This is a genomic window from Flavobacterium esculini (genome assembly GCF_048284325.1).
In the GTDB taxonomy this organism is placed as follows: Bacteria; Bacteroidota; Bacteroidia; order Flavobacteriales; family Flavobacteriaceae; genus Flavobacterium.
This window is the reverse complement of record NZ_JBLVPI010000001.1, coordinates 13,509-30,658: the sequence shown is the minus strand read 5'-3', so window position 1 is coordinate 30,658 and position 17,150 is coordinate 13,509. Positions and strand designations below refer to the sequence as shown.

At 36.6% G+C, this 17,150-nt stretch carries 14 protein-coding genes, 2 tRNA genes and 1 pseudogene; 9 read left to right on the top strand and 8 right to left on the bottom strand.

What is annotated here, in order from left to right; all coding sequences use genetic code 11:
• Nucleotides 1–201: 201 nt before the first annotated feature.
• The 3 genes from ACNQGG_RS00155 to ACNQGG_RS00145 all read right to left on the bottom strand — a co-directional run bounded on the left by ACNQGG_RS00155 (nt 202) and on the right by ACNQGG_RS00145 (nt 2,137).
• Nucleotides 202–909 (bottom strand): tRNA1(Val) (adenine(37)-N6)-methyltransferase, encoded by a 708-nt coding sequence (locus ACNQGG_RS00155; protein ID WP_417960383.1) that lies wholly within the window; start codon nt 907–909, stop codon nt 202–204.
• Between the two features lie 127 nt (nt 910–1,036).
• Nucleotides 1,037–1,561 carry a ribosome maturation factor RimM gene (gene rimM, locus ACNQGG_RS00150; protein WP_416855566.1) on the bottom strand — a complete coding sequence of 175 codons (525 nt, stop codon included), beginning with the start codon at nt 1,559–1,561 and terminating at the stop codon, nt 1,037–1,039.
• 15 nt (nt 1,562–1,576) lie between these two features.
• The gene (locus ACNQGG_RS00145; RefSeq protein ID WP_417960380.1) at nt 1,577–2,137 is read right to left on the bottom strand and encodes a 30S ribosomal protein S16; all 561 of its coding nucleotides are present in this window, start codon (nt 2,135–2,137) and stop codon (nt 1,577–1,579) included.
• Between the two features lie 200 nt (nt 2,138–2,337).
• On the opposite strand from ACNQGG_RS00145, the gene ACNQGG_RS00140 reads away from it, so the two are divergent.
• Together ACNQGG_RS00140 and ACNQGG_RS00135 are read left to right on the top strand one after the other, a co-directional pair.
• A complete protein-coding gene (locus ACNQGG_RS00140) occupies nt 2,338–2,820 on the top strand; it encodes a DUF6252 domain-containing protein (RefSeq protein ID WP_417960378.1) in 483 nt (160 codons plus the stop codon).
• Nucleotides 2,821–2,975: 155 nt separating this feature from the next.
• Nucleotides 2,976–3,338 (top strand): RNA recognition motif domain-containing protein, encoded by a 363-nt coding sequence (locus ACNQGG_RS00135; protein ID WP_035668600.1) that lies wholly within the window; start codon nt 2,976–2,978, stop codon nt 3,336–3,338.
• A 112-nt stretch (nt 3,339–3,450) separates the two neighbouring features.
• Here ACNQGG_RS00135 and leuB read toward each other — a convergent pair whose 3' ends face one another.
• From leuB to leuC, 4 genes are all read right to left on the bottom strand, one after another.
• Nucleotides 3,451–4,512, bottom strand: coding sequence for a 3-isopropylmalate dehydrogenase (gene leuB / locus ACNQGG_RS00130; protein WP_416855563.1), 1,062 nt, complete (start codon nt 4,510–4,512; stop codon nt 3,451–3,453).
• A gap of 38 nt (nt 4,513–4,550) precedes the next feature.
• The gene (locus ACNQGG_RS00125; protein ID WP_417960376.1) at nt 4,551–6,077 is read right to left on the bottom strand and encodes an alpha-isopropylmalate synthase regulatory domain-containing protein; all 1,527 of its coding nucleotides are present in this window, start codon (nt 6,075–6,077) and stop codon (nt 4,551–4,553) included.
• Between the two features lie 137 nt (nt 6,078–6,214).
• A complete protein-coding gene (gene leuD, locus ACNQGG_RS00120) occupies nt 6,215–6,811 on the bottom strand; it encodes a 3-isopropylmalate dehydratase small subunit (RefSeq protein ID WP_416841991.1) in 597 nt (198 codons plus the stop codon).
• A 129-nt stretch (nt 6,812–6,940) separates the two neighbouring features.
• Nucleotides 6,941–8,335 (bottom strand): 3-isopropylmalate dehydratase large subunit, encoded by a 1,395-nt coding sequence (gene leuC / locus ACNQGG_RS00115; RefSeq protein ID WP_417960374.1) that lies wholly within the window; start codon nt 8,333–8,335, stop codon nt 6,941–6,943.
• A gap of 665 nt (nt 8,336–9,000) precedes the next feature.
• Between leuC and dnaE the strand changes: the two genes are divergently transcribed.
• From dnaE to ACNQGG_RS00090, 5 genes and pseudogenes are all read left to right on the top strand, one after another.
• Nucleotides 9,001–13,545: a DNA polymerase III subunit alpha gene (dnaE, locus tag ACNQGG_RS00110; RefSeq protein ID WP_417960372.1), complete on the top strand. Its 4,545-nt coding sequence runs from the start codon at nt 9,001–9,003 to the stop codon at nt 13,543–13,545.
• Nucleotides 13,546–13,764: 219 nt separating this feature from the next.
• Nucleotides 13,765–14,085 (top strand): annotated as a pseudogene (trxA, locus tag ACNQGG_RS00105) (thioredoxin); the annotation flags it as partial.
• A 136-nt stretch (nt 14,086–14,221) separates the two neighbouring features.
• Complete coding sequence (locus ACNQGG_RS00100; RefSeq protein ID WP_417960370.1) at nt 14,222–15,160, top strand: DUF58 domain-containing protein; 939 nt, start codon at nt 14,222–14,224, stop codon at nt 15,158–15,160.
• Between the two features lie 87 nt (nt 15,161–15,247).
• A tRNA-Asp gene (locus ACNQGG_RS00095) sits at nt 15,248–15,321 on the top strand.
• 170 nt (nt 15,322–15,491) lie between these two features.
• Nucleotides 15,492–15,565 (top strand) — tRNA-Asp (locus ACNQGG_RS00090).
• Nucleotides 15,566–15,625: 60 nt separating this feature from the next.
• Here ACNQGG_RS00090 and ACNQGG_RS00085 read toward each other — a convergent pair.
• A complete protein-coding gene (locus ACNQGG_RS00085) occupies nt 15,626–16,126 on the bottom strand; it encodes a DUF456 domain-containing protein (protein ID WP_417960368.1) in 501 nt (166 codons plus the stop codon).
• 56 nt (nt 16,127–16,182) lie between these two features.
• On the opposite strand from ACNQGG_RS00085, the gene ACNQGG_RS00080 reads away from it, so the two are divergent.
• Complete coding sequence (locus ACNQGG_RS00080; RefSeq protein WP_417960366.1) at nt 16,183–16,566, top strand: hypothetical protein; 384 nt, start codon at nt 16,183–16,185, stop codon at nt 16,564–16,566.
• A 42-nt stretch (nt 16,567–16,608) separates the two neighbouring features.
• Nucleotides 16,609–17,085, top strand: a complete 477-nt coding sequence (locus ACNQGG_RS00075; protein ID WP_417960933.1) for a hypothetical protein — start codon at nt 16,609–16,611, stop codon at nt 17,083–17,085.
• Nucleotides 17,086–17,150 lie beyond the last annotated feature (65 nt).

The following is a 17,150-nucleotide window of genomic DNA, read 5'->3' as shown; positions in this document are numbered from 1 at the left end:
AAGAAATATAACAAAAGTATTAATAAATGTTATATTTTTTTAATTTTATTAAAAATAACAAAATTGTACAATCAAATTGGGTGTTTAGTAATACGTGATTTTAATGAAAAAATCATGGACTACTAATTTACAATAAAATAGCTAATCCGTTCGAAATTTATTTTAAATAAGGGAGTTGACTTATTTGGATGAAATTCCAAATTACATTTTCAAGTAAAAATCTTTTGTCAATTCGATATATTCTGGAGTGTATTGATGTCTCGAAGTTTCGATAATCAATTCGTCAATAGTAATGATGGCATTTTCATTTCGGCTAAAAGCCAATAAACTGCGCTTGATTTCGGTAGTTGGGGTTCCTTTTACCCGGGTAATTTTCAAAGGATGTAATTCATATTCTTTGGCAAGCGCCAAAAAAAGTGTTTCTTCTTTGAAAGGAATTATGACAGAAAAAATACCGTTTTCAGAAAGTAGCAAAGCCGCCGCTTCAATTAAGTCTTCAAAAGGCATCGCATCAGTAAAACGAGCTAAATCGCGTTGTTCGTTTTCGGATTTGTAATCTTCAGTGTAAAATGGAGGATTGGAAATGATTAAATCGTACTCGTCTTCTGGTTCTTCTACAAATTCATCCAGACCAGCATGAAAACAAAATAAGCGATCATTCCAAGGGGAGTTCTCAAAATTGTCTACGGATTGTTCGTAGGCTTCTTCGTCGATTTCTAAAGCGTCAATTTGTTCTGCGTTGCTTCTTTGCGCAAGCATTAAAGCGATAACACCTGTTCCAGCTCCAATATCTAAAATGCTAAATGGATTGTTTTCAATTGGTGTCCAAGCGCCAAGTAAAACACCGTCGGTCCCAATTTTCATGGCACAACGATCTTGTTGGATTGTGAATTGCTTGAATGAAAACATGATGATTTAAGATTGTTGATTTAAGATTTTTTGTAAATGCGGATTTACCGGATTCAATAAGTGTATAGTAAAATGAAGTCTTTGATTTTATTGATTAACCGAATAAAGAAATAACCGATTAAGCTTTCTAAAGATACATTTCGATCAGTCCGTCAGGTAAATCCATGATGACTTTTTTATTTCCTCTGTCAATTTTTACAAGGAAATGGTCAATCATAGGAATGAGGATTTCTACATCACCATTTAAAACTTCAAAAAGGGGTTGGGCAGTGGTGTCATTAATGGATTGAATTTTTCCAACAACGCCTAAGCGTTTGTCTTCAACTTCGAAACCAATTACTTCATGGAAGTAGAATTTATTGCCGGTAAGTTTTGGCAACATATTTAAGGGTAGATAAATGGCGTTACCTATAATGGCATCGGCATCTTCTTCGGTGTTCATATCTTCAAAACGAATGCGAAGAAAGTCGTTTTTATGCAGTGAACTGCTTTCAATAAAAAAAGGAACCAAGTGTTTGTTGCATTCAACAAACACTGATTCCAAGTTTTCGTATAACTCAGGTTCGTCCGTGTCTAAATAGGCAAGAACTTCCCCTTTGAAACTAAATTTTTTAGCGATTTTACCTAAATAGAAACAATCTTCTTTACGCATGTTCGCCTTCTAAAATTATGCTTCAGTTGTTTCGTTATTTTCTTCTGCAGCTGGAGCTTCTTCAGCTTCAACTTCAGCAATTTCTTCTTCAACAGCAGGGGTTGCAGCAGCAATAGCATCAGCTTCTGCTTGTGCGGCAGCAGCTAAACGTTTTGCGTTTACTTCTTGTTCTGCTTTGAAAGCTTTTGCTTTATCAGCAGCTTGAGCTTTAGTCAAACCTTCTTTTTTAGCATCCACTTTTCCGGCTTTAGCTTCTAACCAAGTAGCTAATTTTGCATCAGCTTGTTCTTGAGTTAAAGCTCCTTTACGAATACCTCCATCAAGGTGGTGTTTCAATAAAGCACCTTTGTAAGAAAGAATTGCTTTAGCAGTATCAGTAGGTTGAGCACCATTGTGCAACCATTTTACTGCGCTATCAAGGTTTAATTCGATAGTTGCTGGGTTAGTGTTTGGATTGTAAGTACCGATTTTCTCTAAGTATTTACCATCTCTTTTTGAGCGAGCATCTGCCGCTACAACCCAGTAAAAAGGTTTTTGTTTTTTACCGTGTCTTTGTAATCTAATTTTTACTGACATAATCTTGTGATTAAATTTTGAGGTTCTCGACCTCTATTAATTAAGGGTGCAAAGATACATTTTTTATTTATAATTGCTAATTCGAATAGTATTTTAATAAATGGTAATGAATTAGAGTTGATTAAAGGCGTATTTTCAGCTCTATTTTATTTTTTTAGCTATTATATTCATACTTTTGTTTGTTTAAAAGATGCTTTTTTATGAAAAAATATTTTTTGTTTTTTGCTGTGATTTTTTCTTTAGTTTCTTGTCAGGAAGATGTTAGCTTTAATAATCCTTCTTTGCAAGGCTTGAAAGATAATGTGTTTTGGAGAGCTGTTCAGTCAAACGCCATAAAATATCCTGACGGATCTTTGCTTATTGAAGCCTATACGAGAAATGAAATTTTATCTTTAAAAGTTAATGCTACTATAGCCCAAACTTATTTGCTAGGAACGAGTGATTCTAAAAAAGTGACTTACGTTGTAACTGATGTCACGGGTGGTTTAATTACTTTTTCAACAGGATTTGGTGTTGGTGATGGTCAAATTGTGATTACGGAATATGACGCTGTCAACAACACAGTTACTGGTACGTTTAAGTTTAATGCGGAAAATACTTACAATAATCCGTTAGCTGGACCAGTTCTAAATTTTCAACAAGGATTTTTTTATAAAGTTCCTGTGAGTTCATTTGTTCAATAAATTATGGCGGGTTGTCTTCTTAAAAGACTTCAATTAGGTGGTTTATACTATTCTTTTTCTTTTTTGATTTAAAATAAAAATTATAAATAAGCTAATCTATAGTAGATTAGAAAAAAAATAACAGTACATTTGTTCTATTATTTAAATAAGTACATATGAATATTTTTGTTGGAAGTCTTCCATTCAGTATTGAGGAAGCAGATTTAAGAGAGTCTTTCGAGGCTTATGGAGCAGTTGATTCAGTTAAAATCATTACTGATAAATTTACTGGAAGAAGTAAAGGTTTCGGTTTTGTTGAAATGACAAATGATGACGAAGCTCAAAAAGCAATTGATGAATTGAACGGAGCTACTGTTCAAGGACGTGCAATTGTAGTAAACAAATCTGAGCCAAAACCAGAAGGTGAAAGAAGAAGTTTTAACAATAACAGTCGTGGTGGAGATTCACGCGGTGGTTATGGTGGTGGAAACAGCCGTGGTGGAGATAACCGTGGTGGTGGAAACAGAGGAGGATATTAATATTTTTTTCTACAATATAAAAAAAGGTGTCAATTTATTGACACCTTTTTTGTTTGCTAGATATCCTGTAGAAATGCAATACGTTGCATTTCTACAGAATTATATAATTGTTTTACAAATTTGCAACTAACCAGTCACCAACTTCACTAGTTTTATACGCTTTAGCATCTTTTCCGGCTAAATCCTCTGTTACAATTCCTTGTTCCAATGATTTGTTTACTACTGCTCTAATCGCTTCTGCTTCTTCTTTTAATCCAAAAGCATCTTCAAACATCATTGCTGCAGATAATACTGTAGCTAATGGATTGGCAATATTTAATCCTGTCGCTTGTGGATAAGAACCATGAATAGGTTCGTACAATGAAGTATGCTCTCCTACTGATGCAGATGGCATTAATCCCATAGAACCAGAAATTACAGAAGCTTCATCGGTTAATATGTCTCCAAATAAGTTTTCAGTAATCAAGACGTCGTACGAATTTGGCCATTGAACCAAACGCATTGCTACGGCATCTACGAATTCATAACTCACCGTTACTTCAGGATACTCTTTTTCCATAGCTTGTACTGTTTCTCTCCATAAACGGGAAGTTTCCAATACGTTTGCTTTATCAACACAACATAATTTCTTTGAACGGGTCATAGCCAGTTCAAAACCTTTTTTAGCTAAACGTTGTACTTCGACTCTTGTGTACGTACAAGTGTCAAAAGCGGTTTCGCCACCGTCTTTTCTTCCTTTTTCACCAAAATAAATTCCTCCGGTAAGTTCTCTTAAAAAGATCAAATCTGTACCTTCAATACGTTCTCTTTTCAAAGGAGAGTTGTCAATCAAAGATGGGAATGTAAATGTAGGACGTACATTAGCAAATAAGCCTAATTTTTTACGCATCAACAATAAACCTTGTTCTGGTCTTACAGGTGCACTTGGGTCGTTATCGTATTTTGGGTGTCCAATAGCTCCGAATAGAACTGCATCAGCAGCCATACAAATTTCATGCGTTTCATCAGGATAAGGAACGCCAACAGCATCAATGGCACAAGCTCCTGTAAGAGCTGGAGTCCAGTTGATTTCGTGGTTAAATTTCTTTGCAATAGCATCAGAAACTTTTACTGCTTCATTGATTACTTCTGGTCCAATTCCGTCTCCGGCTAAAAGGGCTATGTTAAATTTCATTAGGTAAGTTTTATATTAATATTGTTTTTTGTTTATTGTTATTGGGCAGTAACCACATTCAACATCTTTTGCGTAGCAATGATAGCAGCAACTGTTTGGTCTGAATCTAATCCTCTCGTTTTAAATTCTTTTCCATGATTCGTCCAGGTAATTATGGTTTCGCACAATGCATCAGAGCTACTTCCTGGAGGGATTCGCACAGCATAGTCAATCAATTTAGGTAATTCCATTTTTTTACTTTTATAAATTTTTGCTAGAGCATTCATAAAAGCATCAAATTGTCCATCACCTTGAGCATGCTCTTCGATTACTTCACCATCTATTTTTAAACAGATTGTGGTAGAAGGTCGCATTCCTTTGGCGTGAACCAATACATAGGATTCAACTACAATTTTCTCTTCGTAAGTCTGACTGTCTAAAACATCAGAAATAATATAAGGTAAGTCTTCTTTGGTAACGGTTTCTTTTTTGTCGCCTAATTCAATGATACGTTGCGTAACTAATTTTAGATCTTCGGGGTTTAATTTCAACCCTAATTCCTGAAGGTTTTTTTCAATATTGGCTTTACCAGAAGTTTTTCCTAATGCATATTTTCGTTTTCTTCCAAAGCGTTCCGGAAGTAAATCATTAAAATATAAATTATTTTTGTTGTCTCCATCGGCGTGTATACCTGCTGTTTGGGTGAACACATTATCTCCAACAATAGGTTTGTTAGCAGGGATTCTATATCCTGTGAAAGTTTCTACCAATTTACTCACAGAGTACAATGAAGATTCTTTTACACTGATTTTTATTTCTGGTAAAAAGTCATTGATTACGGCAACGGTGCTTTCAAGCGGTGCATTTCCAGCACGTTCTCCCATTCCGTTTACGGTTACGTGAAGCCCTTGAATACCTGCTTTTACAGCTTCCATTACATTAGCGATACTTAAATCGTAGTCGTTATGTGCATGGAAATCAAAATGGGTATTTGGGTATCGCGCTATAATTTTCGAAATAAATTCAAATGTTTCAGAAGGGATTAAAACGCCCAAAGTATCTGGTAGTAAGACTCTTTTAATCGGTTGTTTGGTCAAAAAATCTAAATATTGAAACACATATTCAGGTGAATTGCGCATTCCGTTACTCCAATCTTCAAGATAGACATTAGTTTCGATATTGTTTTCTTGAGCCAATGCAATGGCTTGAGCAATTTCAGTAAAATGTTGTTCAGGCGTTTTCTTTAGTTGGTGCGTTAAATGGTTGAGAGATCCTTTGGTCAGTAAATTTTGGACTTTGGCTCCAGTCTTTTTCATCCAATCTATCGAAAGTCCACCGTCAACAAATGTTAAAACTTCGATTCGGTTAGCATATTCTTTCTCATTTGCCCAGGTCATTATCCCTTTTACACCTTGAAATTCGCCTTCACTTACGCGTGCTGAAGCAATTTCAATTCTATCAATATTTAATTCTTCCAGCAACAATTGTGCAATGGTTAGTTTTTCTGCAGCAGAAAATGATACTCCCGAGGTTTGTTCGCCATCACGGAGCGTCGTATCCATTATTTCAATTTTTCTTTTTTCCATTATGAATTTGATGCTAAAGCGGTTTCGATTTCAGTAATTTGAAATCTTGTTGTTGTATTTTGTAAAATTGTAAAAAGCAGTTACTAAGCTAACAATAAAGTTGAGCTTACAGTAACTGCATTTTTATTGTTTGTTTTTTAGTAAGGAAGCTTGTTGGCAAACCCAACAATTTCTTCTTTGATATTTTGTAAATAATCAATATCATCAAAACCGTTAACCATATTGTCTTTTTTGTATCCAGAGATATCAAAAGATTCTTTTTGACCAGTTGCTTTTAGCGTAATGGTTTGTTCAGGGAGATTGATTTCCAATTCTGTTTTTGGATCAGCTTCAATAGCATTGAAGATTGTTTCAGCAAATTCCGGACTAACTTGTACTGGCAAAACACCAATGTTTAAGCAGTTTCCTTTGAAGATGTCTGCAAAGAAACTTGAAACAACTGCACGGAATCCATAATCGTAAACTGCCCATGCTGCGTGTTCTCTTGATGAACCCGAACCAAAGTTTTTTCCGCCTACTAATATTTTTCCGCTGTAAGTGGCGTCATTCAATACGAAATCTGCTTTTGGAGTATCATCTCCGTTGTATCTCCAGTCTCTGAAAAGATTGTCTCCAAAAGCTTCACGTTTGGTAGCTTTTAAGAAACGTGCTGGGATAATTTGATCGGTATCCACATTTTCTATTGGTAGTGGCACTGCACTACTCGTAAGGATGTTAAATTTATCGTATGCCATTGTGATTTTTGATTTTTGATTAACGATTGCTGATTTTTAATTTACCGTGAGGAAAATGTAATCGTAATCGTTAATATTATTTTGTGTAATCTAAATTGTACTATTGTAAACGGAATGTTCAGAAATCGTTTACATCAAATCTCTAGGGTCTGTTAGTTTTCCGGTAACTGCAGCTGCAGCGGCCATAATTGGACTTGCCAATAATGTTCTTGAACCTGGACCTTGACGACCTTCGAAGTTTCTGTTTGAAGTACTTACTGCATATTTTCCTGCAGGTACTTTGTCATCATTCATCGCTAAACAAGCAGAACAACCTGGCTGACGCAATACAAAACCAGCTTCAGTAAGAATGTCCAAAAGACCTTCTTCTTTAATCTGAGCTTCTACTACGTGAGAACCTGGAACTAACCAAGCGGTAACATTATCTGCTTTTTTTCTTCCTTTTACAATTTCTGTAAAAGCTCTAAAATCTTCAATTCTACCATTGGTACAACTTCCCAAGAAAACAAAATCAATTGGTTTGCCAATCATTACGTCATTTTCTTCAAAGCCCATGTAGGCTAAAGATTTTTTATATGTTTCCTCACCACCTTCTACTTGGTTGGCGTTTGGAATATTTTTTGAGATACCAATTCCCATTCCAGGATTCGTACCATACGTAATCATTGGTTCAATGTCTGCTGCATTGATGTTTAATTCTGCATCAAAAATTGCATCAGCATCTGTTTTTAACGTTTTCCAATACGCTACCGCTTTATCCCAAGCTTCGCCTTTTGGAGCGTATAACCTTCCTTCTAAGAAATCAAATGTTTTTTGGTCAGGAGCAATCATACCACCACGAGCACCCATTTCGATACTCAAGTTACAAACGGTCATACGACCTTCCATAGACATGTTTTCAAAAACATCTCCTGCATATTCTGCGAAATATCCTGTACCTCCGGAAGTAGTTAATTGTGCAATAATATAAAGTGCAACGTCTTTTGGACCAACACCTTTGCTTAATTCACCATTTACGTTGATACGCATTTTCTTTGGTTTCGGTTGCATGATACATTGTGTAGCCATCACCATTTCAACCTCAGAAGTTCCGATACCAAAAGCAATAGCACCAAAAGCACCATGCGTAGAAGTATGAGAATCTCCACAAACAATAGTTGCGCCCGGTAAAGTAATTCCGTTTTCAGGACCTACTACGTGAACGATTCCATTTTTTTGGTGACCTAATCCCCAGTGAGAAATACCATATTCTGCTGCGTTGTCTTCCAATGCTTTTAATTGATTAGCAGATAATGCGTCTGCAACAGGCAAGTGTTGATTTATTGTTGGTGTATTGTGATCGGCAGTTGCAAAAGTGCGTTCTGGGTATAAAACCGTAATACCTCTTTCTTTTAAACCTAAAAAAGCTACAGGACTAGTAACTTCATGGATGAAATGACGGTCAATAAAAAACACATCTGGTCCATCTTCAATTTTACGCACAACATGCGAATCCCATACTTTGTCAAATAATGTAGTACTCATTTTAAATATTTTTTAAGTGTATTTCTTCTTTTACAACCAAATTGTTTGCATAAAGTTGTAACAATGGGAACAAATTTAAAAAAAGAAATAAGGTTGTCAATTTTAATATTTCATTATATACGATACCCAAACTGTTTTTACAACACCTTACCTCTTCAGTTATAGGTTTGTAGTTTGAATACCATCTTTTTATTTTGATATTAAATTTCTTTTTAAAGCTATTTTTATTTTAAATAGGTCCAATTTGATAATTTGCAAATTTATCGCTATTTTGGTGTAAATGAGGTGTTTTTGATTCAAAAAATGTAACAAAACGAATTGAAATAGTAATAATTAACAAAATTAGCGTCGTGTTTTATTTCCTATAGAATGCCTTTTTCGGGCTTTTTACATAACTAATGCAGTATTTTTTTTGGGCTTTTATTTCAATTTTTTTTGGTGAAATACTACGACATCCAAAAAATGCATGGAGAGTTTATTTGTTCTTTTAATAGGTTGTTTTGGGATGATTTTGCACTAAACCACAGGATAATTAGTAGGGTGATTCTTAACGATTATTATGAATTTTTTTGTTCTGATTTAGGGGTTATTCTATCTAAAAAAATCCTAAATTTGAAATTCATTTTTTGTGATTTTAAAGAATTACAAACACTTCAATTCCAGCTATGTACTTAATATTCGATACCGAAACTACAGGATTACCAAAGCGTTGGGGCGCTCCCATTTCAGATACGGATAACTGGCCGCGGTGTATCCAAATCGCTTGGCAGTTGCACGACGATATGGGAAAACTTCTTGAGCATCAGGATTATTTGGTGAAGCCCGAAGGTTTTAATATTCCGTATGATGCGGAACGAATTCACGGTATTTCTACGGAATTGGCGGAAGCCGATGGAATCTCCTTGGCGGAAGTTTTAGAAAAATTCAATATAGCTTTAGGCAAAGCCAAATTTATTGTTGGTCAGAATTTAGGTTTTGATATCAATATCATGGGTTGCGAGTTTTATAGAATGGGGGTTGAAAGCCAAATGAGTTCGATGCCTATTTTGGATACATGTACTGAAGTTACCGCTTCCTTATTGCGGTTGCCTGGTGGACGAGGAGGAAAATTCAAATTGCCAACTTTAACCGAATTACATAGTTATCTTTTTAATAAGCCCTTCGGTGAAGCGCACAACGCCACTGCCGATGTGGAGGCAACTACGCGTTGTTTCTTGGAATTAATTCGTCGGGATGTTTTCACTAAAGAAGAACTCGATGTTGAAATTGGCTATTTTAAAGATTTCCAAAATAAGAATCCATATGAGATTCAGCTGATTGGTTTAAAACATATTAATCTCAAAGAAGCATCTGATAAAATTCGTCAGCAATTTGGAGAAAAACAAGCGCCGGCAGTTTCCAGAGAAGAGATTTCAGAGAATAAAAAGGTACTTGTTGATACGCCTTTCGTGCATTTGCACAATCATACCCAATTTTCGGTGTTGCAGTCTACCATTAGTATTGCGGCATTGGTAAAAGCGGCGGCACAACAAAAAATGCCTGCGGTTGCCATGACGGATCATGCGAATTTGATGGGTGCTTTTCATTTTGTTCGCGATATTTTATACCATAATAAAGCCGCTGAAGCCAAGAATAAAGCCGCTGTCGCAAATGGTGAAGAACCTACCGAAGTTACGATTAAACCAATTGTAGGTTGCGAGTTCTTTGTTTGTGAAGATCATAAAAACAAGTCGGTAAAAGACAACGGATACCAAATAGTGCTTTTGGCGAAGACCAAAAAAGGCTATCATAATTTGGCTAAAATGTCTTCCATCGCGTATACCGAAGGATTTTATTATGTGCCAAGAATAGACAGGAAAGTCATTCAGGAATTCAAAGAAGATATTATTGTTTTGTCTGGAAATCTCTATGGCGAAATCCCAAACAAGATTTTAAATATTGGTGAAAACCAAGCTGAAGATGCGTTGCTTTGGTGGAAAGACGAGTTCAAGGAAGATTTTTATATTGAGGTGATGCGTCACAATCAAGAAGATGAGAATCGGGTGAATGCATCTTTGATTTCACTAGCGAGAAAGCATGATGTTAAGATTGTTGCAACGAACAATACCTTTTATATAGACAAAGAAAATTCGAATGCACATGATATTTTGCTTTGTGTGCGTGACGGTGAAAAACAAACTACGCCTATAGGCCGTGGGCGAGGCTATCGTTACGGATTGCCCAATCAGGAGTATTATTTCAAGTCGGGGGACGAAATGAAACAGCTTTTTGCAAATCTGCCGGAAGCGATTTCGAATATTTCGGAGATTGTGGATAAAATCGAAATTTTCGATTTGGCTCGTGAAGTTTTATTGCCAAAATTTGAAATTCCGGTTGAATTTAATAATCCAGAAGATGCCGTTGATGGTGGAGTACGAGGTGAAAATGCGTATTTAAGGCATTTGACTTTTGAAGGAGCCAATCGAAGATATCCTGAAATCACAGAAGAAATTCAGGAACGACTGGATTTTGAATTATTGACGATATCCAATTCGGGTTATCCGGGATATTTCCTGATTGTACAGGATTTAATTGCCGAGGCGAGAAGCATGGGCGTTTCAGTAGGTCCTGGTCGGGGATCTGCGGCAGGTTCGGTGGTGGCGTATTGTTTGAAAATCACCAATATCGACCCTTTAATGTACAACCTGCTTTTTGAGCGTTTCCTGAATCCGGATCGTGTGTCACTACCCGATATTGATATCGATTTTGATGACGAAGGACGCAGCAGCGTTATGGATTATGTGATCAGGAAATACGGCTCGAAACAAGTGGCGCAGATTATCACGTATGGTAAAATGGCAACGAAATCGGCGATTAGAGATACCGCTCGTGTTTTGGATTTGCCTTTATTTGAAGCCGATAAAATAGCAAAATTGATTCCGGGGATGATGCCGTCCAAGTGGAATTTAGCGCGATTTTTGAATGAAAAAGAAGATGTCATTAAGAAGGTGGTTCGTCCGGAAGAATTTGATAAAATAAAAGAATTAATAGGTCTTGCCAATGGAAGTGATTTGGGTGGAGAAACCATTCAGCAAGCCAAAGTTTTAGAAGGGAATCTTAGAAATACAGGAATTCACGCTTGTGGAGTAATTATTACGCCAAGCGATATTACGAATTTTGTTCCTGTGGCTACCGCCAAAGATTCCGATTTGTATGTGACGCAATTTGACAACTCGGTCGTGGAAAGCGCCGGTTTGTTGAAGATGGATTTCTTGGGTTTGAAAACCCTGACACTGATAAAAGACACGGTCAAATTAGTAAAATACAGAACCGGAATTGACCTGAATCCCGATGAATTCCCAATTGATGATTTAAAAACCTATGAGCTTTTTCAACGGGGTGAAACGGTAGGGATTTTCCAGTATGAGAGTCCGGGAATGCAGAAATACATGAAGGAATTGAAGCCAACGGTTTTTCCCGATTTGATTGCGATGAATGCGTTGTATCGTCCGGGACCGATTGCTTATATTCCGAGTTTCGTCAAGCGGAAAAACGGCGAGGAAGAAATTGTTTATGACCTTGATGCCTGCGAAGAATTGCTAAAAGATACCTACGGAATTACCGTTTACCAAGAACAAGTAATGCTTTTGTCCCAAAAACTGGCGGATTTCTCTAAAGGTGATGCCGACGTTTTGCGTAAAGCGATGGGGAAAAAGCAAAAAGACGTTTTGGATAAAATGAAACCCAAATTTATCAGTCAGGCTGCCGCCAAAGGGCATGCCGAAGATAAGCTGGAGAAAATCTGGAAAGACTGGGAAGCTTTTGCGGAATATGCCTTCAATAAATCGCACTCGACTTGTTACGCTTGGATTGCGTACCAAACGGCATTTTTAAAAGCCAATTATCCTGCCGAATATATGGCCGCGGTTTTGTCTAATAATATGAGTGATATTAAGCAGGTTTCGTTCTTTATGGAGGAATGCAAGCGCATGGGATTACAGGTTTTGGGACCTGATGTAAATGAGTCATTTTATAAATTTACGGTGAACGATGATTATGCGGTGCGTTTTGGGATGGGTGCCGTAAAAGGTGTGGGATCTGGAGCTGTGGCAACAATTGTGGAGAATAGAAAAGATGGAAGATACAAATCGATTTTTGATTTGACTAAACGTATTGATTTGCGTGCAGCCAATAAAAAAGCATTGGAAAATCTGGTTTTGGCTGGAGGTTTCGATTCGTTTTTAGGAACAACGAGAGCGCAATATTTTCATGATGATGGCGATGGAATTACCTTTTATGAAAAAGCGATTCGGTATGGGTCGAAGTTTCAGGAGAATGAAAATTCGTCGCAAGTGAGTTTGTTTGGCGATACCAGCGAAGTGCAAATTGCAGAACCTGTCGTGCCGCCTTGCGAGGATTGGAGTACGATGGAAAAACTCGCCAAAGAAAAAGAGGTTGTTGGGATTTATATTTCGGGGCATCCGTTGGATGATTTTAAATTTGAAATGAAGCATTTTTGCAATTCGAAATTGGAAATGCTTAAAAATATGGAGCTTTACGTGGGTAAAACCCTTGCTTTTGGAGGTATTGTTTCTAATGTGCAAAGAAGAATCGCCAAAAACGGTAAGGAATGGGCGATTTTTAACTTAGAAGGTTTTGAGGAAAGTTTTGAATTTAAAATATTTAACGAAGAGTATTTGAATTTTCATCGATACTTGCTGCCTAATAATTTTGTTTATTTTAAAATCCTGATTAAAGACGGATGGGTTAATAGGGAAACGGGTAAAAAATCGGAACCAAGAATGCAGTTTACTGATGCGAAACAATTACAGGATGTATTGGATATTTTTGCTAAGAAATTAATCTTGCTTCTGAACATATCAGATTTAGAAAATGATTTTATCCATAAGTTAAGCCACCTTTTTCAAGAGAATAAAGGGGACAACACAGTGTCTTTTGAAATCATGGAATTGGAAAAAACGAAACGACTGGTTGCTGTTGCTCCTGTTGAAATAGAAAATGAAGAGGTTGCTTTTGTCGACGAGAATGAAGATTCTGAAATGGAAGCTCTCGAAATTCCAGAGATAAATATTGTAGCAAAAGTGGAAGAAGTAGAAGAAATTAAGGTTGTAACCAAATTAACGATGCCGAGCAGAAAATTGAAAATCAAAATCTCAAATGAATTGTTGGTGGAGCTGGAGAAAATGCAGATTAACTTTAAGCTGAATTAGAGCACTATGTCCTAGCCCTGATGGAAGCGGCATCCTTTTCTTGCCTTCTTTAGGCAAGGAAAGATACAGCGTACAGCAGGAAATAGCTCCTGACATTTACTGAAAATAACAATTGGCAATACACTTATAACCAAAACTAATTTATGAATGGCGTTTGATTGGTTTTTAATTTCTAAATTTGTACTCAGGTTTTGAAACCTTAAACATTTAAATAAAAAAAATATGGCTTTAGCAATAACAGATGCTACTTTTGAAGAAGTAGTTTTGAAATCAGACAAACCGGTAATGGTGGATTTTTGGGCAGCATGGTGTGGGCCTTGTAGAATGGTTGGGCCAATCATTGACGAAATCAGCGAAGAATACGCCGGAAAAGTAGTAGTAGGAAAGGTTGATGTTGACGCAAACCAAGAATTTGCTGCAAAATACGGAGTGAGAAATATTCCAACTGTGTTGGTTTTTCATAACGGAGAAGTAGTAGGAAAACAAGTAGGGGTTGCTCCGAAACAAACCTACGCAGATAGTTTAGACGCTTTGTTGTAATCGGTAGATTATGATTTACATAGAATCTGTACGGATTCAGATAAAAGGTTTGGCGAAAGTCAGGCCTTTTTTTTATGCGCTGAAATTGTATTTTCAAATCAGCTAAATTTCCAAATTTTCAAATTATCTTTGAGATATGAAGATCGAATCGCAAATAGAGAAAATATCCAGTTTTCAACATCTTGAATTGCTGGCCAATCAGGTTGTGGAGGGTTTTATTTCGGGCATGCATAAAAGTCCGTTTCATGGCTTTTCAGCCGAATTTGCGGAGCATAAAGTCTATAATGTGGGCGAAAGTACCAAACACATCGATTGGAAATTATTTGCCAAAACAGATCGTTTGTACACGAAACGATTTGAGGAAGAAACGAATTTACGCTGCCACATCATCATCGATAATTCCTCTTCGATGCATTATCCTAAATTAAAAGACAGTCAGCAATTCTATGAAAACAAAATTGGCTTCTCGGTTTTGGCTTCGGCGGTTTTAATGAATCTTTTAAAGAAGCAACGCGATGCTGTGGGGCTAAGTGTGTTTTCGGACAAATACGAGTATTACGCGCCTGAAAAAGGCAGTGATCGCCATCACAGAATGATTTTGAATGCACTTGAAGGGCTGCTGGAAAAGCCTACAATCAAAAAAAGCACCGACACGGTTACATTCTTGCATCAAATAGCAGAGAAAATTCACCGTCGTTCCATGATTATCCTATTTACGGATATGTTTCAGTCCGGTTCAGATGCATCTGGAGAAGAAGCGCTGTTTAATGCGCTGCAACATTTGAAACACAACAAGCACAAAGTGGTTTTATTTCATGTTGTGGATAACAAAACCGAGCTGAATTTTGACTTTGATAATGTGCCAAGGAAGTTTATTGATGTGGAATCGGGTGAAGAAGTAGCAGTTTTTGCAGATAATGTAAAAGAAGAATACGAAAAACAGGTAGAACGTTACTTCAAGAAGCTGGCGTTAACCTGCGTACAAAACCGAATAAAGTACATTCCGGTAGGGGTTGATGAAAGTTTCGAAAAAATTTTAATGACATACTTAGTTGAAAAACAAAACTTTGGGTGATACGGCGAATTTTTATCAAATATTTTTTCAAAAAACGCTTGCGTAAATGGAAATCTATTGTATCTTTGCCACCGCAATAAAGCAGCAGGTTTGGTAGTTCAGTTGGTTAGAATACATGCCTGTCACGCATGGGGTCGCGGGTTCGAGTCCCGTCCAGACCGCTAATATTGGGGAAAGCCTTTCATAACTGAAAGGCTTTTTTGCCCCAATAAGGTATCTAAAGCTAGTTGTGTTGTTTGCTGCGAATTTGTAACTCGTAGCGGGTTTAGTAGTTAGACCAATGAAAAGCTTTCCACTTTTGTGGATAGCTTTTTTGATTAAAAATAAAGCAGGTTTGGTAGTTCAGTTGGTTAGAATACATGCCTGTCACGCATGGGGTCGCGGGTTCGAGTCCCGTCCAGACCGCTAGATTTAAGAAAGCCTTTCGTAACTGAAAGGCTTTTTTGATTTCAGGAAGTTTATAAATTAAAACAGCTCTGATTTATACTGCCAGAGAATCGTAAGAAACAATCCTAAATATATCACGCAAACTACAAATTTCATAAAACTGGAAGCCAGTAAGCCAATAAATGACCCTGTGGCTGCTTTCCAAGCCCGTTTGTGATCTTTAGAATCGAAAATAAGTTCTCCAAGGAATGCGCCAACAAAAGGTCCTAAAAGAAACCCAAAAGGAATAGGAGCCAGTATTCCGATAATCAAACCGATATTCGTTCCCCAAATACCATACGTGCTGCCACCAAATTTTTTGGTTCCTCTGGAAGGGATGACATAATCCAAAATAGAAATAACGACAGTAATCAATAAAGCAATTCCAAGAATCCAATAATTAGCTGGAACAGCATTCGTGAAATAAAGCAACAGTAAACCAATCCAGCTGATACTTGGGCCAGGTAAAACCGGCAAAAAGCTCCCAAAAATGCCTGTAATCATGCATGAAAAACCAAGAATTAAAAGTACTATATCCATAGAATTATTTTAGTAATTTTGAAAAATAAAGAAGCAATGTCTATTTCTGAACGAATATGAGAAAAATAATTTTAGTATTTTCCATTGGGCTATTTTTCATGGTTTCTCCGGAGTGCTTACAAGCCCAAGAGAAAACGGTGAATACTGCTGATGCCCTTTTGAAAGAAACGTTATACAATGCCAATAAAGTAAAAGTATCAAATTTTTCGTTGAAACAGTTTGATACCCTTTTTTTTGAATTTTTCGATAAAAAAACTAATCCCAATTTAGTATTATCAAAAGAAGAATTCTATAAATACACCATTCAGATTGCTATTTTTTCAGATCGATTGGCAGCATTATATCCAGACCAAAAAGAAATTGCTGCCGAAAACAAAAAGAAATGGTTTGCTGAAACCTACGAAGATTATTTGCTTTCTAAAGCAACTCAAAAAAAATAATTGTATTTTTATAAAATATTAGTTCAATTGAAAAACAAAATCTTGAAGCACTATTACCTTTTTTTAGTAATTATACTTTTTAATTCCTGCCAGTATTTCGAAAAGCAAGTGCCTTCGGAAAAGGAATTGTTGCAAAAGGAACTGAAATCCATCAACTGGAAAGAAGTCGATGAATACCCGTCGGTTGTAGATTGTGAAAAAATAGAGGATAAAAAACAACGTCAACAATGCTTTTTTGAAGTTTTAACGCAGTTGATTCAGGAAAAATTGAGCATTGATACCCTTTCGGTTCTTTATCCGGAATTGGACACGATTGAAGTAAAAGTAACTATTTTTCCTAACGCCACGATGCAATTTGAGCCACAATTTCCAAAAGATTCCGTGGCATACGACAGAATAAAAATTGACAGCATCCTCAAAGCGCGTCTGGTTGATTTTCCAAAAGTGAATCCAGCCATCAAACGCGGAATTCCTGTAAAAACACAATTTATTCTTCCGGTTATTCTTAAAGTAGAGTAGTTTTTCTAGGAGCTATTTCCAGCTGTTCACTATATGTTTTTCTTTTTAAAGAAAAAAGAAAAAGG